Genomic DNA, 20,156 nt, shown 5'->3' with positions numbered 1-20,156 from the left:
GGCAAACGGTGTACAGGCTGGCTTGCCACCCAGCAAAACAGCAGGCGCTGCGGGCGGCAGGATACCCATCGGGGCGCCCGCTCACGGGCGTCGAAGGACAATCACCAGGATGGAGCTGCGACACAATGAGACCAATCAAGAACAGGATTTGCCTCTGGTATGACGGGGATGCCGAGGAGGCGGCACGGTTTTACGCCAGCCTCTTCCCCGACTCCGCCGTCGGTGCCGTACACCGGGCCCCGGCCGACTATCCCGCTGGCAAGGAAGGGGATGTGCTGACGGTCGAGTTCAGGGTGATGGGGATCCCCTGCCTCGGCCTCAACGGCGGGCCCGGGGTCAGCCACAACTGGGCGTTCTCGTTTCAGGTGGCTACCCAGGACCAGGCCGAGACGGATCGTTACTGGCACGCCATCATCGACCATGGCGGTCAGGCGAGCGAGTGCGGCTGGTGTCAGGACAAATGGGGCATCTCCTGGCAGATCACCCCTCAGGTCCTCATCGAGGCGATAAGCGATCCCGACCCCGAGGCAGCGAGACGCGCCTTCGAGGCCATGATGCAGATGGGCAAGATTGACATTGCCACCATCGAGGCGGCGCGCCGGGGCGAGTAGCCCGTTCGCACGGGCGCCACACACAACAAGGCCACCCCTGGGGGTGGCCTTGTGCATATTGGCTGTCAGCCCTTCACGGCGCCGCGATTACTTGGCGTAATCCTCGGTGGGCACGCAGGAGCAGAACAGGTTGCGATCGCCATAGACGTCGTCGATGCGGTTGACCGACGGCCACAGCTTGCTGGCGCGCACGGCGTCGGACGGGAAGACCGCCTCGGCGCGGCTGTAGCCACGGTTCCACTCTGCATCCATCACGTCGTCCTGGGTGTGCGGCGCATGGACCAGGGGGTTGTCGGCGAGGCTCCAGTGACCGTCCTGCACCCGGGCGATCTCGGCGCGGATGGCGGTCATGGCTTCCACGAAGCGATCCAGCTCGCGCTTGGATTCGGATTCGGTCGGCTCGACCATCAGGGTGCCCGCTACCGGGAAGCTCATGGTCGGCGCGTGGAAGCCGTAGTCCATCAGGCGCTTGGCCACGTCCATCTCGCTGATGCCACTGGCTTCTTTGAGCGGGCGGATGTCCAGGATGCACTCGTGGGCCACCCGGCCGTTGCGACCTGTATAGAGCACGGGGAAGGACTCGCCGAGCTTCTTGGCCAGGTAGTTGGCGTTGAGGATGGCGACCTGGGTGGATTTCTTGAGCCCCTCGTCCCCCAGCATGGTGATGTACATCCAGCTGATGGGCAGGATGCTGGCCGAGCCGAACGGGGCGGCAGACACGGCGCCGTTGTCACGGCTCGCCAGTTCGGTCTTGACCACGGCGTGACCGGCCACAAACGGTGCCAGGTGTTTCTTCACGCCGATGGGGCCCATGCCCGGACCGCCACCGCCATGAGGAATGGCGAAGGTCTTGTGCAGGTTGAGGTGAGAGACGTCCGCGCCGATAAAGCCTGGTGCCGTCAGCCCGACCTGCGCGTTCATGTTGGCGCCGTCGAGGTACACCTGACCACCATACTGGTGAACGATGTCGCACACCTCCTTGATGGTCTCCTCGTACACCCCGTGGGTGGAGGGGTAGGTCACCATCAGGCAGGAGAGCTGGTCTCCGACCTCGGCGGCCTTGGCGCGCAGGTCGTCCAGATCCACGTTGCCGGCCTTGTCACAGGCGGTGACGATGACCTTGAGGCCCGCCATCTGGGCGGAGGCCGGGTTGGTGCCGTGGGCAGAGGCCGGGATGAGGCAGACATCGCGATGCCCCTCGCCGCGAGACTCGTGGTACTTCTTGATGGCCAAGAGGCCCGCGTATTCGCCCTGAGCGCCGGAGTTGGGCTGCATGCAGACCGCATCGTAGCCGGTCACCTTCACCAGCCAGTCTTCCAGATCTGCCAGCAGCAGCTGGTAACCCTGGGTCTGCTTGAGCGGCGCGAAGGGGTGCAGCTTGCCGAATTCAGGCCAGGTCACCGGGATCATCTCGGCGGTGGCGTTGAGCTTCATGGTGCAGGAGCCGAGAGAAATCATGGCGTAGTTCAGGGCCAGATCTTTCGCTTCGAGACGGTGGATGTAGCGCAGCATCTCGGTCTCGGAGTGGTACTTGTTGAATACCTCGTGGGTCAGCACGGCGTCGGTGCGCAGCAGATCCTGCGGGATCGCCTGATGCGTCTGGGCGGCCTGGTCGAGGGTCTCCACATCAAGGCCGTGACCCGCCCCAAGGAACAGGTCGAACAGCTCGGCCACGTCGCCTCGGGTGGTGGTTTCAGAGAGGGACACACCGACCGCACCATCGAGATCCGCGCGCAGGTTGATGCCGAGCCCTTCGGCCTTGGCAATGAGTGCAGCCTTGTCCGACGTCAGTACTGTGAGGGTATCGAACCAGCTTCCGTGCTTGAGGGCCATGCCCTTGGCGGTAAGGCCGAGCGCCAAGATGGTGGTCAGACGGTGCACGCGGGAGGCGATGGTTTTCAGCCCCACCGGACCGTGGTAGACGGCGTAGAAGCTCGCCATGTTGGCCAGCAGCACCTGGGCGGTACAGATGTTGGAGTTGGCCTTCTCGCGGCGGATATGCTGCTCGCGGGTCTGCATGGCCATGCGCAGGGCGCTCTTGCCACGGGCATCCTTGGAGACGCCGATGATGCGACCCGGCATGGAGCGCTTGTAGGCGTCGCGGGTGGCGAAGAAGGCGGCGTGGGGGCCACCGTAACCCATGGGCACACCGAAGCGCTGGGCACTGCCGAACACCACGTCGGCACCCAGTTCACCTGGGGATTTGAGCAGCAGCAGGGAGAGCATGTCGGTCCCGACGCAGGCCAGCCCCTTCTGGGCCTGGACGGCGGCAATGAGGGAACGCAGATCGGTCACATTGCCGGTGGTGCCCGGGTACTGGAACATGGCACCGAATACCTCTTCGCTCACGGCCTCGCCCGCAGGGCCGACCACCACATCGAAACCGAAGTGGACCGCGCGCTCCTTGACCACGTCGATCACCTGGGGGTGAACGTCGTCGGCCACGAAGAAGAGGTTGGATTTGGATTTGGCCATGCGCTTGGCCAGCGCCATGGCTTCGGCGGCGGCGGTGGCTTCATCGAGCAGGGAGGCGCTCGCCAGATCCATGCCGGTGAGATCCAGGGTGAGCTGCTGGAAGTTGAGCAGGGCTTCGAGACGGCCCTGGGCCAGCTCGGGCTGATAGGGGGTGTAGGCGGTGTACCAGCCCGGGTTTTCCAGCACGTTGCGCAGGATGACGTGGGGCACGTGGGTGTCGTGGTAACCCATGCCAATGTAGCTCTTGGCGATCTGGTTCTTGGCCGCATAGCCCTTGAGCTTGGCCAGGGCCTCCACTTCGGTCATGGGGGCGCCGATACCAAGCGGCCCCAGACGACGGATGGCGGCGGGGACCGTCTGCTCAATCAGATCGTCCAGGCTCTCGGCACCCACGGTGGCGAGCAGGGCCCGCAGTTCTTCCTCACCCGGGCCGATATGACGGCGGATGAAATCGGTTTTTTGCTCGAGTTCAAACAGTGACTGGGTCATTTCCCTATTTCCTGGTAATAGGTCCTGGCATGACATCCTGATAACCAAGACCTGATGTTCCTGTAGCCGGTCGATACCGGCTCCACTCATGTTCTGTGTCCGCCGCGGGCAGACGGGGAATGCGGCAAGGGCATCCCGAAGGCGCAAAGGCTGCACCCTTCCTGCAACCGCCATGGCCGCAGGATGGCAATCATACAAGTGGGCCCTGCTGTGTTGGCAGGGCCCGGGGGCATTACTCTTCGTCCACCACGTTCTGGTAGCCTTCGGCATCCAGCAGGTTGGCGAGCTCGCCCGCGTCGTCCAGCTTGATGCGGAACAGCCAGCCGGCGCCGTAGGGGTCGGAGTTGACCAGCTCGGGGCTGCCTTCCAGCTCTTCGTTGACGGCCAGGATCTCGCCGCTCACCGGGCTGTAGATGTCGGAGGCGGCCTTGACGGACTCCGCCACGGCGCAATCTTCACCGGCGCTCACCTGCTTGCCCACTTCCGGCAGATCGACGAACACCATGTCCCCCAGCAGATCCTGGGCGTGCTCGGTGATGCCGACCACGGCTTCGCCGTTGGCTTCAACACGGACCCACTCGTGGGAGGTGGCATATTTCAGTTCGCTCGGGATATGGCTCATTTGTGCTTCCTTTATGCTCTTGGATCGCTTCAACAAAAATGGGGCGGCGAAGGTCAACCCTCACCGCAATCAATGATTACACCAACGGCTGGCCGTTGCGCACGAAGGCCGGCTTGGTGACTTTCACGGTGACCTGCTTCTTGCGGATCTCCACCTGGGCCTGTTCGCCGATATCACGGGGCACCCGCGCCAGGGCAATGCTGTAACCCAGGGTGGGCGAGAAGGAGCCGGAGGTGATCACCCCTTCCCGTGTCTCGCCGCTCTCGCTGGTGAAGGTGACCGGCATGCCGGCACGCAGCACGCCCTTTTCTTCCATCACCAGACCCACCAGCTTGGGCTGGTTGCCGGCGGCCTTCTGGGCTTCCAGGGCGGCGCGGCCGATGAATTGGCGGGAGGCAGGCTCCCAGGCCAGGGTCCAGGCCATGTTGGCGGCAAGCGGAGAGATTGACTCGTCCATGTCCTGACCGTAGAGGTTCATGCCCGCTTCCAGGCGCAGGGTATCACGGGCACCCAGGCCACAAGGGGCCACGCCGTTGTCCAGCAGGGCCTGCCACAGATCGCATGCCTTCTCTTGGGGGACCACGATCTCGTAGCCATCTTCGCCGGTGTAGCCGGTGGTGGCGATGAAGAGATCCCCGGCCTGCACACCGAAGAAGGGCTTCATGCCTTCGACCGCCGCATTCTGCTCGGGGGTGAACACCTTGGCCGCCTTGGCCTTGGCGTGGGGGCCCTGCACAGCGATCATGGCAAGCTCGGGGCGCTCGGTCACGCTCACGGCAAAGTCGATGGCGTGATGGCGGATCCAGGCCAGATCCTTCTCGCGGGTGGCGGAGTTCACCACCAGGCGGTAGAAGGTATCGGTCAGGAAATAGGTGATGAGGTCATCGATGACGCCGCCTTCCGGATTGAGCATGCCACTGTAGAGGGCCTTGCCGGGGACGGTGAGTTTGGCCACGTCGTTGGCCAGCAGGTGTTGCAGGAAGGCTTTGACCCGCTCGCCGGTCAAATCGACGATGGTCATGTGGGAGACATCGAACATGCCTGCATCGGTGCGCACCACATGGTGCTCTTCCAACTGGGAACCGTAGTTGATGGGCATCTCCCAACCGTGGAAGTCCACCATCTTGGCACCCGCTTCCAGGTGTTTCGGATGCAATACAGTAGTCTGGATCATCGCTGTGTTTCCTTAAGCGTTCGCGACAACACTCGCAATCCGCCCCGGCTCGTCGGGAACTACGGACCACAAGCTCTGTGCTCGTTCCCGCCCGGGCGGGCAGGAGTGATTCCTTGAACGGAGCGGATTATATGACAAGCGTGCCGGGGCACCGCTCAAAAAAAACTAATCCTCACCCGACTCACTGACACCAGACACTAAGGCAAAAACAGTGATAAAAACAGCCAAAACCACGCCATTGCGGGATTTAATGTTGATTTTTACCGTCCCGTCACAATTTACAGAAAAACGTTTCGCTTCTCGCCAACATTAAAGGCTGACACCCCGAAGGGGCATCTCGCCCTGTCAGATTAGTTTTTTTGTTAAAACCCCGGGGTAATATTAGATTTTTTCACCTTTGGCCAGGGTGGGCAGCTCCCCATCCAACCCCATGGCGGCCCGGATCATGCCCTGCTTGAGGGGACCAAGACCGTCGACGGCGCGAAGCCCCACCCCGCGCACCAGCTTCTTGAGGGGGTTGCTGCCCGCAAACAGTCGCTTGAGCCCCTCCATGGCCGCCAGCATGCGCGCCGCCTCGCTCTTGCGCCAGCGCTCATAGCCCCGCAGGTTGGCGAGCAGGCCGATGTCCGCGCCCTTGCCGTGATGAATGAGGATCTGCTCCGCCAGGGCGGCGGCATCCAGCAAGCCCAGATTCACCCCCTGCCCCGCCAGCGGGTGGATGGTGTGGGCCGCATCCCCCACCAGCACCAGGCGCTCGCGGGCAAAGTCGCGGGCGTAGCGGGCGGTGAGCGGAATGGCGCTGCGAGCCCCCTCCACCTTGCACAGCCCGAGGCGCCCATCAAAGGCGGCGGTGAGCTGGCGGTTGAAGCCGTCGTCATCCAGGGCGCAGAGCGCCTCGGCGCGGGCCGCGGGCACAGACCACACGATGGAGCAGAGGTCGGGCTGCCACAGGGGCAGGAAGGCGAGCGGCCCCTGAGGGGTGAAGATCTGGCGCGCCACCGCCTCATGGAGCTCGGCACAACGCACCGTCGCCACCAGGGCGTGATGACCGTAATCCCAGCTGGTGAGGGGAATGTCTGCCTGACGGCGCACCCAGGAGTGGGCGCCGTCGGCGGCCACCACCAGCTTGGCCGAGAGGGCCTGGCCATCTTCCAGCAGCAGCAGGGCGCCCGCTGGCCCGCACTGCAGGCTGGTGGCCCGGGCCGGGGTCAGCATCTGGATATTGCTGGCCCCCGCGATGGCGTCCAGCAGCGCAAGCTGGATCACCCGGTTCTCGACGATGTGGCCAAGGGCCCCCTGACGCAGGCTGGCGGCATCGAAATCGATGTGGCCGAAACTGTCCTGCTCCCACACCTGCATCTTCTCGTAGGGCTGCAGGCGGCGCGCCACTATGCCGTCCCAGGCGCCGACTCCTTGCAGGATGTGCTGACTCGCGAGGCTCAGGGCACTGACCCTGTTGTCCGGCGTCTCACCGAGCGTTGCATCGGGCAGCCGGCCTTCCACGATGGCCACCTTGATCGCCCGGTTCTTGAGGGCGGCAGCGAGCCCCAGGCCCACCATGCCCCCCCCCACGATCACCACATCCACATCTTGCATCTGCATTCTCTTGTGTCCTTTCCGGGCGGGTCGCCAGGATCTGCGAGGTGACGCCCACAGGCGTGCCTCTTGCTCGAAATCGTCTTTGCCGCCCAGGGCGACAGCGCTTATTGGCCGCACACCTCGCCCACGAATCCCAGGGTGCGGGAGGCGAGCGGTGCCTTGATCCAGGGCACTCTGCCCATCAGGGAGAGCGCCAGATTGCGGCCCACCACCAGGGGAGCGTGATGGTTTGAGAAGAGCTGGGCCAGGGAGGACGTGAGCCAGACGGTCTGGGCCTGATCGTCCCGCCGATGCTGCCAGTAGCCGCTTAGCACCTCAAAGCCACCGATGTCTTCCCCCGCCGTGAGCGCACGGGCCAGGGTCCGGGTCAGCACATCCAGATCCCGCATGCCGAGGTTGAACCCCTGACCGGCGATGGGGTGCAGCAGGTGGGCGGCGTTGCCCACCAGCACGGTGCGCTGGGCCAGCGGGTAGTCGGCCACCGTCAGCACCAGCGGATAAAGGTGGCGCACGCCGGTACGCTCGATGCGCCCGAGGCGCCAGCCAAAAGCCTGCTGCAGACGGGCGAGAAAGGCGGCGTCATCCAGTGCAAGCAGCCCCTGTGCCTCGTCCCGCGGGACGCTCCACACCAGGGAAGAGAGGCCGTCCTGCATGGGCAGCAGGGCCAGCGGCCCTCCGTCGGTGAAGCGCTCGAAGGCCCGTCCGGCGGGATCCTCGGCGGTCTTGACGGTGGCGATGATGGCGCTCTGACCATAATCGTGGCGACTGACCGGCATCTTGAAATGCTGGCGCACGAAGGAGTGGCCCCCGTCGGCCGCCACCAGCAGCCGGGTGCGGTAGCGCGCGCCCCCCTCCAGGGCGAGCGTCACTCCCCCCTCGTCGGGGTCGATGGCCGCAAGCCTGGCCGGGCACAACATACGGATCTGCGGGCTGGCGGCAATCGCCTCTTGCAGCACGATGCCCGCCGCCGACAGCTCGATCACCTGACCGAGGGCGGGCAGGCCATACTCCGCCGCCGACAGCCGGGTCTGGCCGCAGTGGCCCCGATCCGACACATGGATATGGGTGATGGGGGAGCAGTGGGGCGCCAGGTGCGGCCAGAGGCCGTGACGGGCCAGCGCCTCGCAGGTACCGGCGGAAAGCGCGATGGCACGGGCATCGAAACCGGGATGAGCATTGAGCTCGGGCGCACTCGCCTCCAGCAGCAGGATCTGCAGGGGGGCGCCATCCTGTCCTTTCAGGGCGGCAAGGGAGAGGGCCAGCACGGCACCGCTCATACCACCGCCGACGATAGCCACGTCGACGTGAACCAGATCAGATTGAGACATGAGAAGAGGGCATAGGCGAAAAAACGTGGGCCAATCCTACCACAAAGGTGGCGAACGGGATGCGAAGCCACGGGCAAAAAACCGCTTTGGCACCATGGGTTAGCAGAGTACCTCCCCTGCTCTCACCCCTTGTAAAACAGAAAGAGCGCCGTGATGCGCTCTTTCATTGACCCGATGGGCAGGCAGATCAGTGCAGGGTCGGCGGCGTGCTCGGTGCGGCCGGGCGCTTGCCAAACTCCTCGAACGCCATCATGACCCCGAGGCGCACGTGTTCGTAGAGCACCAGGAAGGAGGCTTCGTTCTCTTCATCTTCCTGATCGAATTCGGCAGAGACCTGGGTGATGCTGGCGATGTCCTGAATCATCTCCTGCAGCTCTTCGGATGCCTTGGAGAGCTCCTGTTGCACCACGCCAAAGCCGGCCAGGAAGGCCTGGGACCAGTCCACCAGCGAGTCGATGCGCTCATCGAGCGGCGCCTCGTCGCTTGGCAGCAGCAGCTCGACGCCCTTTTGTGCCATCAGGCTCTCGATCACCTCGTGATAGAGGTCGGTCATCACCTGGCGCACCGGTGCCGGCAGACCGAAACCGTCGTTGATCAGATCATTGAAATGGGGCTGCCAGCTTTTGTCGTCCAGGGCCACGCCACCGCACACCAGGCCGCAGATCACGCCATGGGCCTCGACGGCCGTCGCCATGAGGTCGTGCTGTGCCATCAGGTCCGCCACGGCGGCGTATTTCAGGGGGTTTGTTTTGCTCATCTAGGATCCGCTCAAAGTTCAGGCAAATATGCAGAATTTATGGCCGAGATCCTAGCATTCTCCCCCTGCCAGAGCCAGCAAGGCCTTGAAACTTCTGCATCTGCGCTATATAGTCCCGCCCAGTTGTCCACGTGGATAAAGGCGGAAATCAGCCCCGCCGTATTGAGGAAGGCATGAGCATAGAGGCCGTAGAAATCGTCATTCTGGGACGTCCCTACAAGGTGTCCTGTCCCCTGGGACAACAAGATGCCCTGCGCCAGGCCGCCGACCAGCTGACCGACAAGCTCATCGAGCTTCGTCAACGTTCCAAGGTCTCCAGCAACGAACAGCTGGCCGTCATGGCAGCGCTCAATTTCTGTCACGAGCTCTGCCTTGAAAAAGAGAAAAACCACCAATACTCTGAGACCATGGACAAGCGGATCAAGATGCTGCAACGCACCATCGAAGCCGCATTGATCGAGCACGGACAATACGGTGAATCCAGCGAAGAGGCGCAACAGCCCTAATCGCACCGAGTTTTGAAATTCCCTGGAGTGTTTGTCAGCCGGTTCAAGTCCCCGAGCCGATATTCATACCAAACAGGGGGTCTGCCTTCTGGCTATTGAGCATGCTCGGCCCGACCGAGAAGCCTGCGGCCAGATTAGATCTCCGCCTTGAACCGACGGTTCAAGGGCCCAAACCGGCAACGGCATCTCCGGGGTACCTACCCAAAAAAAGCCCGTCATCACGACGGGCTTTTTCTTTGCCTGCGCGGTATCCCCCTTCCACTCCCCTGCGGCGTCTCGCCACCCGGCAGGAGGCAGTAAAAAGCCCGCCAACGGGGCGGGCTCTTGGCCGTGTCAGACGGCCATCTGCTCGTGGGGCGCGCCGTGGTGGCGCAGCCACACAAAGCTCAAGGCCACGATCAGCACCATCACCGTCATGATGGCCCCCAGGGTCACCTGCCCCGTCATCGGGAAGCTGGCGGCCAGCAGGGTTACCACGCCAGCCCCCAGATTCTGCATGCCCCCGAGCACGGCTCCCGCGGTGCCAGCCTGGCCCGGGAAGGGCTCGATGGCACAGGAGGTGGCGGTCGGATAGAGAATGCCGCTGCCAATGAAGTAGACCGCAGCCCCGCCCACGAGGGAGGCAGCGCTCACCATGCCGAGCAGCCCGGGTACCAGGATGATGAGCGACCCCAGGGCCAGGAAGGCGATGCCAAGGCGCATCAGCTTGCCCTGGCTCAGGCGAAAACTCAGTCTGGCGGAGAGCCAGGCGCCGAACAGATAACCGGGCAGCGGCAGCACGAACAGCACGCTGACGGTGCGGGCACTCAGCTTGAGCACGTCCCCCAGCAACACCCCGGCCGCCGCCTCGAATACTGCGAGGCCGGCAAAGGTGGCCATCAGACAGAGCAGGTTGCCCTGAAAGCGCGGGTTGCCGAGCACATGACGATAGGCGGCGCCCACCCGCAGCGAATGCTGGCGGGCGGATGCTGGCAGCGTCTCCCCAAACCAGGCCAGCAGCGCCAGGGTGGTCAGGGCACCAAAACCGAACAGGAACCAGTAGCCGGCACGCCAGTTGAACAGATCGGTGAGCCAGCCGCCCAGCACAGGTGCCAGCAGGGGGGAGAAGATGACCCCCATGCTTACCAGGCTGTTGGCACGGTTGAGCTCGGCGCCACTGTAACGGTCGCGCATCACGGTCCGGCTCATGGCGCCCCCTGCCCCGGTGCCCAGCCCCTGGATCAGGCTGCCCGCCAGCAGGGCGGTGAAGCTCGGGATCAGCTGGATGGTGAGGGTGCCGACCAGGAAGATAATCATGCCGATTATGAGCACAGGACGACGACCGATGCGATCCGACAAGGGGCCATAAACGAACTGGGAGAGGCCGTAGGGAATGAGGTAGCAGGCCATCACCGCCTGCAGCTGGCCGGAGGCCACATGGAAGTCCCCCGCCATCATGGGAATGGAGGGCACATAGAGGGTCTGGGTCATCTGACCCACGGCGACCATCAGAATGGTCAGGAAAAACAGGGGATAGAAGCTGTGCCGATACATACTGTCGTCCGAAAAAAATCAAAAAGCCGCCACCCTCCGGGCAGGGATCTGCAGGAGGTGTCTGACAAAGGTCGTTGAAGAGGAACAAGGCGGAGGACCCGCACCCGCCAGCAGCAGGACGCTCTCTGGCTTACGACAATCTTAGTGATTCATATCACAAAAAACGAACGAAACTTTATAATCTGCTTACCCAAGTTTTTCTAATGCGACGGGGCCCAAGGCCCCGTCACTGTCATCTCATCATGGGGGAAGGATTCATCCTGTCCCCTCTTTACCCCACTCTTCTCACCTCGGCCGACGCGCCTTCGAACATGGGGGAACCTACCTCCCCCAGTCTCAGACAACGAGGGGCAACCTTGCCGGCCAGCCCCTCGTCATGGGTCACCAGCAGCAGGGCGCAGCCTATCTCTCCCAGTTCCTCCAGCATACAGGCGATGGTCTGTTGCTGGCTCAAGGGATCGAGCCGGGACGTGGGCTCATCGGCGAACAGCAGCACGGGGCGCAGCAGCAGGGCCCGGATAAGCGACAGCCGCTGCAGCTCCCCTCCCGAGACCTGGTTTGGCAGGCGCGTCAGCAGCCGTTCATCCAGCCCCAACCGGGCCAGATAGTCGACAAGCCGATGGCGAGGCAGCCTGTGCAGACGCAGCACATCATCGAACTGGGTGGCGAGGCGCACCCGGCTGGCAAAGGCCTGCACCGGATCCTGATAGAGCTTCTGCCAGCGGCAGGGGGCTATCCCTTCCCGGCGCAGCACCTCCCCTTGCAGGGGGCGTTGCAGACCCAGCAGCACGTTGCCGAGGGTGCTCTTGCCCGCGCCGCTCGGCGCCATGATGGCCATTCGCTCCCCTTGCGCCAGGGCAAGGTCCAGCCCCGTGAACAGGGGTTGATCCCCATATCCCATGGCAAGCCCCTTCCCGCGGATGAGCCAGTCACCGGTGGGAGGGATGGTCGCCTCGGGCCAGGCGGAGGGCTCCGCCGCCAGCAGGGCCCGGGTATAGGCATGGGATGGCATGTGCAGCACACGCTCGGCGGGCCCCTGCTCCACGATCTCTCCTCCCTTGACCACCAGCACCCAGCCCCCCAATGCGCGAGCCAGGGAGAGATCATGGGTGATGGTCAGCAGATGGCGTCCACGGGCCAGGTAGCCCAGCAACAAGGCACCCAGCCTGGCTGCGGCCCGGCTGTCGAGCCCCTTGGTGGGCTCGTCGGCCACCAGCAGACGGGCCTCCCCCAGGGTGGCGGCGGCAAAGGCCGCGCGCTGGGCCATGCCTCCTGAGAGCTGGTGTACAAAAGCGCCCTCCCGCCCGGCCAGTCCAAGCCGCTCGAGGGCGGCGCGGGCCCGCGATCGGGCCTCCTTACCCCCTGGCAGCCACCCCTCCTCCACCTGGGCAAGCAACCCCATGGTGGGATCCAGCGCCAGCACCGGCTCCTGGGGCAGCATCGCCAGCTCCCGCCCCCAGAGAGTGCGCAGACGAGGCGTGTCGGCCAGGTTGTGATGGCGGCCACCCGACACCATCTCGCCCCGGCCTGTCAGGGGGGCTGGCAAGGTCCCCATCAGGGCATGAGCCAACAGGGATTTGCCCGAACCGCTCTCCCCGATCAGGGTCAGGGCGGTGCCGGGATGAATGGTGAAATCCAGCGCCTGCAACAGGGTTTTCTGGCCATCATCGACCTGCAACCCCTTGATATGAATGGCCGTCATGAGGTGGCTCCTTGTGAAGATGGCATGTCAAGGCCGCGCGTCTGATGAAGCAGCACCAGGGCCAGCAACATCAGCCCCATGACAAGAATGGGGGCCAGTAACAGACGGGGAGCCTCCTGATAGTGGGGCAGCGCCTCCGTCATCATCAGCCCCAGCTCGGGCGTTGGCGGCTGAATGCCCACTCCGACAAAGCCCAGGGTAGAGAGGGTTAGAATGGCACCCGCTAGGCCGAAGGCCATCATGGTGAGCAACTGGGGGGCGAGCTCGGGCCAGAGATGGCGCCGCACCACATGGGCATGGCCGAATCCCAGCAAACGGGACGCCTCCACCTGGGGCGAGGCGAGCAGCCCCCGGCTGCGGGCACGCACCACCCGGTAATACTCCACCCACTGGGCCATGGCCAACCCGAGATAGAGGATGGCAAAGCCACCCTGGGCCATGGCGGAGAAGAGCAGCACCAGCAACAGGCCTGGCAGGGCCAGCACGCCGTCGGCCAGGCTGCGCAGCAGAGCGTCGACCCAGCCGCCGCGCCAGGCCGAGAGCCAGCCCAGCAATGACCCCAACAGCGCCGCCGTGATGACGCACAGCAGTCCCAGCAGCAGGGAGAGCCGGGTCGCCGCCGCGAGGCGCGCCATCAGGCTGCGCCCCATCTGATCCCGCCCGAGGGGCTCCTGCCAGGAGGGATCAGCCAGAAACTGTGCCAGATCCTGAGCCGCCGGATCGGGCCAGAGCACGGGGCCCAGCAGGGCAAACAGCACCACCAGCAGGAGCAGGCCCAGCCCCGTTTTGACAGACAACGACATGATCAGGACTCCTTGGGACCACGGGGGTCAATGGCAAGACAAAGCAGATCGGTGAGGGTATTGAGCAGCACGAAGAGCACCGCCAGCACCAGCACTGTCCCCTGAACCATGGGGATATCGCGCCAGAAGATGGCGTGCACCAGCGCATGGCCGATCCCGGGCCAGGCAAACAGGCTCTCGACCACCACGACCCCCTCGATGAGCAGCACCAGTTGCACGCTGGTATAGGCGATGATGCTGACCCCGGTGTTGCGCAGACCGTGACGCCAGAAAACCCGGGCCGGCGAAAGCCCCTTGGTGAGGGCAAATCGGTAATAACCGGACTGCACCACGGTGAGCACGCTTTCACGTACCACCCGGGAGAGCACGCCGGAGAGCCCCAATCCCAGGGTCAGGGCGGGCAGCAGCAGGTTGCTCCCCTCCCCGTGCCCTGCCGCACTGACCCAGCCCAGCTCCACCGAGAGCATCACCATGAGCACCAGGCCGAGCAAGAAGGGGGGTAACGCACGCATCAGCACGCTCCAGCCCAGGGTCAGGCGATCACACCATCCCCCCGGGCGCAGCGCACTCAGGCTGCCAAGCGGCAGCGCCACCACCAGCGCCAGCACCACGGAGGTGCTCGCGAGCGTCAGGGTGGCGCCCAGGTGATGACCCACGTCGGCGGCGACCGGTGCGCCCGTCACCAGGGAGCTGCCGAGATCCCCTTGCAGCAAGGCCCACAGCCAGTCGCCAAAACGGGCAAGGGCCGAGCCGGCCAGCCCCAGCTCGCTGCGCACCGCGTTGGCCGCCTCGGCGGTGACATAGTCATAGCCATAACGACCCGCCGCGATGCGAAAGGCGATGTCTCCGGGCAGGGACTGCACCATCAGAAAACAGAGTCCGGCCACCAGCAGGGCAACCACCAGCGCCTGCACCAGACGCTGACCCAGTATCCCCATGACGCGAGACAAGGGTGTCGCTGTCATCGTGCGCTCCATGTCAACTTGTCCAGGCCATAGCTGCGCTCCTGGGGATCGAGTTCAAACCCCTCCAGCCCCCGACTGACCGCCGCGCTCTGGCGGTACCAGGCGATGGGCAGGAGCGGCAACTCCTGTTGCAATGTCGTGGCTATCTCCCGGCGAGCCGCGGCGGCGTCTGTGGGCGACAAGGCTTGCGTGGCAAGGCGGGTCAGTGTTTGCGTCATGGCCGGGGAGTGCCAGTTCATCACCCCCCAGTCCGCACCGGCAGGGGCCAAGTCCCCCAGCAACGTGACCAGGGGATCCGGTACCAGGGCATAATTGCGGGCGTAGAGACCAAGCTGGAGGGAGCCGTCCTGATGGCCCGCCGGGATCTCGCTCGAGTTGCCCACCGCCACCTTGAGCTCCACCCCTACCGCCTTCCACTGCGCCTGCAGTGCCGTGGCGAGGAGCGGCAGCTCCGGACGGTCAGGGAAGGTACGCAGGGTCAGGGCGAAGCGCTCTTCCCCCTTGCGCAGCACACCGTCCTCCCCCGGCTGCCAGCCTGCCGCCGCGAAGGCCGCCCGGGCCGCCTTGACGTCATAGGCAAGCGGCGTCAACCCGAGCTGGTGCCACTCCCCCAGGGTGGGAGGAAAGAGCTGGGTTGCCGCCATCTCTGGATCCCGCAGCAGGGCGGCTGCCATACCACGACGATCGATGGCGAGACTCAGGGCACGGCGCACCACCGGATCGCTCAGACGAGGATCGGCGCCATTGAGCTTGAGCTGGATGGTTCGTGGCAGGGTGACCGAGGCGATGGAGACCCGTGACGCCTGCTGCAAGCGGCGGATGCTGACCGGATCCAGCCCCCAGGCGATGTCGGCCTGACCGCTCTCGGCCATCAGGGTGCGGCTCTCTGCACGCCCCACCGTCAGGTAGCTGACCACCTCGATTGCGGGCCTGGCCCCCTGCCAGCCGTCGAAACGCACAGTCTCTATCCGCTGGGGTTGTTGCAGGCGGGTGATGCGGTAGGGGCCAGAGCCTATCACCTGGGTTACCTCCCCCTTGGTATCGTAGGCGGCCTTCGCCAGGATCTGGGTGCTGGGGTGGGCCAGCACGGCGGGCAGGGAGGCGAAGGGTTCGCTCAGGGTGACCTTCAAGACGCCATCTCCAGACCCGATGGACGCAATAGGAGCGCTGGTCATCACGCCGGGCTTGCGCCAGGCCTGTTGCAGGGCAAAAGCGGCCTGCTCGGCGCTCACCTCGCTGCCATCGTGAAAACGGGCCCCGGGGCGCAACGTGAATCGCCACTGCAGACCGTCATCGCTACGCGACCACTCACTGGCAAGCCCGGGTTGCAGATTGCCTTTCCCATCGACATCTACCAGGGTCTCCGCCACCTGCATGCGAGTAAAGAAGACCCCGTTGCTGGCGGGGTCGACACTGTGGATCTCCCAGGGCCCCACCATGGCAAGCGGTTTGCCGTCGGCAGCAGTCGTTCCTGCCATCAGAGCCAGGGCGAACCACCCGGCTGCGGTGCATTTTTTTGTCATCCTTTCCATCCAAGCTTCATGTTCATCAACCAAAGAAATGGCGTTATAACATAACAATTAATCAGGAAGAATGACTTTTGATTTTTGATAAATGGCTTATTTGAAAGACAAAAAGCGACTGCGATGCAGATCGTCAAACAACGGGGAGTCAAAGGGGAATAAAAAAGATGGCCCGTCAGGGCCATCATGATGGTGTCAGCGAGTCACCATCTGCTGCGCCCGCTTGACCTGATCCTCGGGGCTCTCATTGCGCGGTGGAATGGTGATGCCCTTCTGGCAGGCGGGCCTGGCTTCCATGCGTGCCATCCAGGCCTGCAAATGCACCAACCCCTCGATGGAGATACCACTCCAGTCGTGGATGCGCACCCAGGGCCAGGTAGCGATGTCGGCGATGCTGTACTCGTCCGCAAGATACTCATGGTGTGCCAGATGACCGTCGAGCACCTCGAACAGGCGTCGCCCCTCCTTCTGGTAACGCTCGATGGCGGCCGGGATCTTCTCGGGGAAATAGCGATAGAAGACGTTGGCCTGCCCCATCATGGGACCGACGCCTCCCATCTGGAACATCAGCCACTGGATGGCCTGGGAGCGGCGCTTGGGATCCTGCGGCAGCAACTTGCCGGTTTTTTCCGCCAGATAGATAAGGATGGCGCCGGACTCGAACACCGCGAAGTCACCATTGTCCCGATCGATGATGGCCGGGATGCGGCCATTGGGGTTGATGGCCAGGAACTCGGGCTTCTTCTGCTCCATGGTCGCGAAATCAAGGGGAATGACCTTGTAGGGCAGCCCCAGCTCTTCGAGGGCGATCGACACCTTGAACCCGTTGGGCGTGGCGGCAGTGTACAACTCTATCATCTTGGACTCCTTGAACGTTCAGGGGAAAGGATCAAGCCTGGGCGCTGGGCCGGGCACTCACCCGGTCATGCCAGTCCTGCAAACGAGGCTGTTCGGGGGTGATACGCAGGCCAACCACCTTGCCAAAATCAATGGTACAGAGGGCAAGAATGTCGGCGATGGTGAAGCGCTCCCCCGCAATATAGGGCACCTCGGCAAGACGGGCATCAAGCTTGTCAAACCAGATCTGAGCCTGTTGCTTGCACTCCTCCCCCCATTCGGGGAAGACCCGCTCCCGGTCTTTGTAAAAACCGGTGATATGACGAAACGCCATACCGGTCGGCAGCCAGAGCTTGAACTCGATGAAGCGACTCCACATCTCTATGGTGGCGCGCTCCAGCGCGGTACTGCCAAACAGGTTCGGCTCGGGGTGGAGCTCTTCAAAATAGCGACAGATGGCCAGGGTTTCACTCAGACAGGTTCCGTCATCGAGTTCCAGCACAGGAATGCGCCCGGCCGGGTTCTTGGTCAAAAAGGCGGGCGCCAGGTTTTCCCCCGCCCCCAGATCGACCTGCTGATATTCCATCTCGATCCCCTTCTCCGCCAGAAACATTCTGACCCGACGGGCATTGGGGGCTCGTCTCAGCTCATAAACCTTCATGTCACCTCCGTCGACGAACACACAGTGAGCCGCTGCGCAGGCCATAGCAAAGCGGCACAATATCGGTCAGTTATGACAAATATTGTGCCCCTTGAACAGCCCGCATCGAGGGGGAGATGATTAGCTGCTCAGTACCCCTGGTTGGCGCTGGCGCAGCAAGATAAGACGGGAAAGCAGCGGGAAATAGGATTCAAACTTGCTTTGCAGCACCAGGCTGCAGGCAGGATCCGCCAGTTCGGCCTCATCCAGCAGAATACCGTTGGAGACGAAATAAAAATGCGGATCCCTGACATCCGGCCCCTGTGGAGGATGTTCATACTGTCGATGCACCAACAGGGGAAGCACCGGCAATCCCAGTGCACTGCCTCCTGCAGGCCAGAGCGGAGCAGGCCAGGCAGCGCCCTCTTCTTCCAGCAGCAGGATCGCCGCTTCGTCCTTCGACGGTTGCCACTGCTGGGGCTGCGCCACCCGGACCTCGGTGACATAATCGCTCTCTTCGCTGGCGGCACGCAGTGCGGCCAACACACCCAGAGTCGTCGGCGACGACGGTTTCTGACTGACTAATGACAGATTCATGGCTCATATCCCTATGCTCACCACAGCCTGTTATCCGGCTGTCGCGATAAGACTAGTTGATTACAGGTCTTTATTGGAGCCGTCAGATCTGTCAGTCACCCCCCTGACCGAATGAGGGCATAGCAGTTGCTATTCCCGAATATCTTGGTAAGATGTCGCGTCCTTTTATCCCCCGTTCTTTAACATCCAGTGGTGAACCTATGCATCCGATGCTGAATATCGCCGTGCGCGCTGCGCGCAACGCCGGTCAAGTAGTAGTAAAAGCCTTTTCTCAACCCGAGAACATCGAGGTTATCCAGAAAGGCAGCAATGACTTCGTGACCAACGTTGACCGTGACGCCGAAGCGGCCATCATTCACACCATCAAAAAATCTTACCCGGAACACAGCATCGTTGCTGAAGAGTCTGGCGAGATTGCCGGTACCAATCCGGACTACCAATGGATCATCGACCCACTGGATGGCACGACCAACCTGGTCAAGGGCATTCCGCACTTTGCCGTTTCCATCGCTCTGCGCGTCAAGGGCAAGACCGAACAAGCCGTTGTCTACGATCCCATCCGTGACGAGCTGTTCACTGCCACCCGTGGCAGCGGCGCCCAGCTGAACGGCTACCGCATCCGTGTCGGCAAGGCCAAAGAGCTCTCCGGCACTATCCTGGCCACCGGGTTCCCGTTCAAGCAGAAGCACCACATCGAACCCTATCTGAAGATGTTCCAGAGCATGTTCATCGAGTGTGCCGATATCCGTCGTGCTGGCTCCGCCGCGCTGGATCTCGCCTATGTGGCCGCTGGCCGCGTCGACGGTTTCTGGGAAATCGGCCTCAAGCCCTGGGACACCGCCGCCGGTGAGCTGCTGGCCAAGGAAGCCGGCGCCATCGTCACCGACTTCGTCGGTGGTCACAACTACGAAAACTCCGGCAACATCGTGGTGGCCAACCCCCGCGTGCTGAAAGAGATGCTCGGCAAGATCCGCGAAAACCTGCCGGAATCCCTGGCCAAGTAATCCCGGATACCCGCGAAAAAAATGCCAGTCGGTTCGCCGACTGGCATTTTTTATTCCTGACTACAGCGAAAATCCCGCCCCTCTCGATGACTCAACGGGATCAGATAGTGCCGTTGCGTCCCATGTTGATCACCACCCGGCGGTTCTTGGCTCGGCCAGCTTCCGTTTCGTTGGAGGCCACGTGCTGTTTCTCACCGTGCCCTTCCACCGAGATCTTGCCCTCCTCGATACCGAGATCCACAAACACCTGCTTGATGGCATCCGCCCGCTTCTCGGAGAGCTTCTGGTTTGGCCAGCGGCCTCCATAGCTGTCGCTGTAGGCGTCGATCACCACCACATCGATGCTCTTGTCTGCCTTCACATAATCACCGATCATCGCCAGCCGCCGCTTGGAGGCCGGTGACAACTGATCGCTGTTCTTGTCATAGGAGAGCACGCTGAAGGCGATGTCGTTGAAGCTGTAGGGCAGCAAGCCACTCAGGCAGTCCATGAACGCCTGGTACTTGACCCTGAAATTGACCGACGAGAGCGATACCCGCACCGGCCTGTCCTGACGATACCAGTCGCGATACTGGAAAGTCGGCATACGCCCTCCTTCCAGCTCGTCCAGCATGGTCCAGGCGGTCTGCCCCGCCACCAGGCCGTCAAACTGCTGATAGAACTGCAACTGGCTGATCTGTCGCCCGGCCACCCCGGGACGCCAGCTGGGGGGCATGATCCCGAGGCTCACTGTCTGAGTACGCGCCTGGGGTCGCTGCCCCTTGAGCTCGAAATCCAGATTGATCTTGCGCCCGGCCCGGCTGACAAAGGCCCCGGTTCCCCAGCGGGGAATAGGATGCTCCAACCTGCACTCCACCTGGGTATCAGAGGTCAGGCGCCAGACGGATTGATCCAGACCGGCGCCAAATTCGGTCACACCCGCCTGCAACTGCATACTCACTGATATGCTGATCAACCCCAACACCCAAGCATTCAACGGCTTGTCCTCCAC

Annotated in this window: 18 protein-coding genes and 1 other RNA gene; 4 read left to right on the top strand and 15 right to left on the bottom strand. The window is 63.2% G+C overall.

The window, feature by feature from the left end; genetic code table 11:
- Positions 1–125: 125 nt before the first annotated feature.
- On the top strand, positions 126–611 hold the full coding sequence (locus I6L48_RS12410; RefSeq protein ID WP_216987289.1) for a VOC family protein: 486 nt from the start codon (positions 126–128) through the stop codon (positions 609–611).
- Between the two features lie 87 nt (positions 612–698).
- On the opposite strand, the gene gcvP is transcribed toward I6L48_RS12410, so the two are convergent.
- From gcvP to I6L48_RS12380, 6 genes are all read right to left on the bottom strand, one after another.
- Positions 699–3,575, bottom strand: a complete 2,877-nt coding sequence (gene gcvP / locus I6L48_RS12405) for an aminomethyl-transferring glycine dehydrogenase (protein ID WP_216987288.1) — start codon at positions 3,573–3,575, stop codon at positions 699–701.
- A 232-nt stretch (positions 3,576–3,807) separates the two neighbouring features.
- Positions 3,808–4,197: a glycine cleavage system protein GcvH gene (gcvH, locus tag I6L48_RS12400; protein ID WP_010675081.1), complete on the bottom strand. Its 390-nt coding sequence runs from the start codon at positions 4,195–4,197 to the stop codon at positions 3,808–3,810.
- A 76-nt stretch (positions 4,198–4,273) separates the two neighbouring features.
- Positions 4,274–5,371 carry a glycine cleavage system aminomethyltransferase GcvT gene (gene gcvT, locus I6L48_RS12395; protein ID WP_010675082.1) on the bottom strand — a complete coding sequence of 366 codons (1,098 nt, stop codon included), beginning with the start codon at positions 5,369–5,371 and terminating at the stop codon, positions 4,274–4,276.
- Between the two features lie 381 nt (positions 5,372–5,752).
- Positions 5,753–6,973, bottom strand: coding sequence for an FAD-dependent 2-octaprenylphenol hydroxylase (locus I6L48_RS12390; RefSeq protein WP_180898920.1), 1,221 nt, complete (start codon positions 6,971–6,973; stop codon positions 5,753–5,755).
- Between the two features lie 101 nt (positions 6,974–7,074).
- Complete coding sequence (ubiH, locus tag I6L48_RS12385) at positions 7,075–8,298, bottom strand: 2-octaprenyl-6-methoxyphenyl hydroxylase (protein ID WP_216987287.1); 1,224 nt, start codon at positions 8,296–8,298, stop codon at positions 7,075–7,077.
- A gap of 187 nt (positions 8,299–8,485) precedes the next feature.
- A complete protein-coding gene (locus tag I6L48_RS12380; protein WP_042864005.1) occupies positions 8,486–9,055 on the bottom strand; it encodes a UPF0149 family protein in 570 nt (189 codons plus the stop codon).
- Positions 9,056–9,228: 173 nt separating this feature from the next.
- Here I6L48_RS12380 and zapA point away from each other — a divergent pair, with 173 nt between their 5' ends.
- Positions 9,229–9,561 (top strand): cell division protein ZapA, encoded by a 333-nt coding sequence (zapA, locus tag I6L48_RS12375; protein WP_010675086.1) that lies wholly within the window; start codon positions 9,229–9,231, stop codon positions 9,559–9,561.
- Positions 9,562–9,577: 16 nt separating this feature from the next.
- A non-coding RNA gene (ssrS, locus tag I6L48_RS12370) (6S RNA) lies at positions 9,578–9,760 on the top strand.
- Positions 9,761–9,894: 134 nt separating this feature from the next.
- Here ssrS and emrD read toward each other — a convergent pair.
- The 8 genes from emrD to I6L48_RS12330 form a co-directional block, all read right to left on the bottom strand.
- Positions 9,895–11,094, bottom strand: a complete 1,200-nt coding sequence (gene emrD / locus I6L48_RS12365) for a multidrug efflux MFS transporter EmrD (RefSeq protein ID WP_216987286.1) — start codon at positions 11,092–11,094, stop codon at positions 9,895–9,897.
- Positions 11,095–11,365: 271 nt separating this feature from the next.
- Entirely contained in the window at positions 11,366–12,796 is a 1,431-nt protein-coding gene (locus tag I6L48_RS12360; RefSeq protein ID WP_216987285.1) for an ABC transporter ATP-binding protein, read from the bottom strand.
- Entirely contained in the window at positions 12,793–13,599 is an 807-nt protein-coding gene (locus tag I6L48_RS12355; RefSeq protein WP_216987284.1) for an ABC transporter permease, read from the bottom strand. Before I6L48_RS12355 ends, I6L48_RS12360 begins: the two co-directional genes overlap by 4 nt.
- A gap of 2 nt (positions 13,600–13,601) precedes the next feature.
- Positions 13,602–14,564 (bottom strand): ABC transporter permease, encoded by a 963-nt coding sequence (locus I6L48_RS12350; RefSeq protein ID WP_216987283.1) that lies wholly within the window; start codon positions 14,562–14,564, stop codon positions 13,602–13,604.
- Positions 14,561–16,087, bottom strand: a complete 1,527-nt coding sequence (locus I6L48_RS12345; RefSeq protein ID WP_216987282.1) for an ABC transporter substrate-binding protein — start codon at positions 16,085–16,087, stop codon at positions 14,561–14,563. Before I6L48_RS12345 ends, I6L48_RS12350 begins: the two co-directional genes overlap by 4 nt.
- Positions 16,088–16,282: 195 nt before the next feature.
- A complete protein-coding gene (locus I6L48_RS12340) occupies positions 16,283–16,945 on the bottom strand; it encodes a glutathione S-transferase family protein (RefSeq protein WP_052816370.1) in 663 nt (220 codons plus the stop codon).
- Positions 16,946–16,976: 31 nt separating this feature from the next.
- A complete protein-coding gene (locus I6L48_RS12335; protein WP_113070110.1) occupies positions 16,977–17,585 on the bottom strand; it encodes a glutathione S-transferase family protein in 609 nt (202 codons plus the stop codon).
- Between the two features lie 120 nt (positions 17,586–17,705).
- The gene (locus I6L48_RS12330; RefSeq protein ID WP_039038753.1) at positions 17,706–18,161 is read right to left on the bottom strand and encodes a hypothetical protein; all 456 of its coding nucleotides are present in this window, start codon (positions 18,159–18,161) and stop codon (positions 17,706–17,708) included.
- Positions 18,162–18,361: 200 nt separating this feature from the next.
- Between I6L48_RS12330 and suhB the strand changes: the two genes are divergently transcribed.
- Positions 18,362–19,165 carry an inositol-1-monophosphatase gene (gene suhB / locus I6L48_RS12325; protein ID WP_039038754.1) on the top strand — a complete coding sequence of 268 codons (804 nt, stop codon included), beginning with the start codon at positions 18,362–18,364 and terminating at the stop codon, positions 19,163–19,165.
- Positions 19,166–19,265: 100 nt separating this feature from the next.
- Here the strand turns inward: suhB and I6L48_RS12320 are convergent, their stop codons facing one another.
- Positions 19,266–20,141, bottom strand: coding sequence for an OmpA family protein (locus I6L48_RS12320; RefSeq protein WP_039038755.1), 876 nt, complete (start codon positions 20,139–20,141; stop codon positions 19,266–19,268).
- Positions 20,142–20,156 lie beyond the last annotated feature (15 nt).

This window comes from Aeromonas sp. FDAARGOS 1418 (assembly GCF_019048585.1).
Taxonomy (GTDB): domain Bacteria; phylum Pseudomonadota; class Gammaproteobacteria; order Enterobacterales; family Aeromonadaceae; genus Aeromonas; species Aeromonas caviae.
This window is presented reverse-complemented; position numbering and strand designations above follow the sequence as displayed.

Bases quoted from the DNA above. Each gene is read 5' to 3' on its own strand.
- I6L48_RS12380 (WP_042864005.1), bottom strand. From the start codon at position 9,055: ATGAGCAAAACAAACCCCCTGAAATACGCCGCCGTGGCGGACCTGATG.
- gcvH (WP_010675081.1), bottom strand. From the start codon at position 4,197: ATGAGCCATATCCCGAGCGAACTGAAATATGCCACCTCCCACGAGTGG.
- I6L48_RS12390 (WP_180898920.1), bottom strand. From the start codon at position 6,973: ATGCAGATGCAAGATGTGGATGTGGTGATCGTGGGGGGGGGCATGGTG.
- gcvT (WP_010675082.1), bottom strand. From the start codon at position 5,371: ATGATCCAGACTACTGTATTGCATCCGAAACACCTGGAAGCGGGTGCC.
- I6L48_RS12410 (WP_216987289.1), top strand. From the start codon at position 126: ATGAGACCAATCAAGAACAGGATTTGCCTCTGGTATGACGGGGATGCC.
- ubiH (WP_216987287.1), bottom strand. From the start codon at position 8,298: ATGTCTCAATCTGATCTGGTTCACGTCGACGTGGCTATCGTCGGCGGT.
- suhB (WP_039038754.1), top strand. From the start codon at position 18,362: ATGCATCCGATGCTGAATATCGCCGTGCGCGCTGCGCGCAACGCCGGT.
- I6L48_RS12360 (WP_216987285.1), bottom strand. From the start codon at position 12,796: ATGACGGCCATTCATATCAAGGGGTTGCAGGTCGATGATGGCCAGAAA.
- I6L48_RS12355 (WP_216987284.1), bottom strand. From the start codon at position 13,599: ATGTCGTTGTCTGTCAAAACGGGGCTGGGCCTGCTCCTGCTGGTGGTG.
- zapA (WP_010675086.1), top strand. From the start codon at position 9,229: ATGAGCATAGAGGCCGTAGAAATCGTCATTCTGGGACGTCCCTACAAG.
- gcvP (WP_216987288.1), bottom strand. From the start codon at position 3,575: ATGACCCAGTCACTGTTTGAACTCGAGCAAAAAACCGATTTCATCCGC.
- I6L48_RS12340 (WP_052816370.1), bottom strand. From the start codon at position 16,945: ATGATAGAGTTGTACACTGCCGCCACGCCCAACGGGTTCAAGGTGTCG.
- emrD (WP_216987286.1), bottom strand. From the start codon at position 11,094: ATGTATCGGCACAGCTTCTATCCCCTGTTTTTCCTGACCATTCTGATG.
- I6L48_RS12345 (WP_216987282.1), bottom strand. From the start codon at position 16,087: ATGACAAAAAAATGCACCGCAGCCGGGTGGTTCGCCCTGGCTCTGATG.
- I6L48_RS12335 (WP_113070110.1), bottom strand. From the start codon at position 17,585: ATGAAGGTTTATGAGCTGAGACGAGCCCCCAATGCCCGTCGGGTCAGA.
- I6L48_RS12330 (WP_039038753.1), bottom strand. From the start codon at position 18,161: ATGAATCTGTCATTAGTCAGTCAGAAACCGTCGTCGCCGACGACTCTG.
- I6L48_RS12350 (WP_216987283.1), bottom strand. From the start codon at position 14,564: ATGACAGCGACACCCTTGTCTCGCGTCATGGGGATACTGGGTCAGCGT.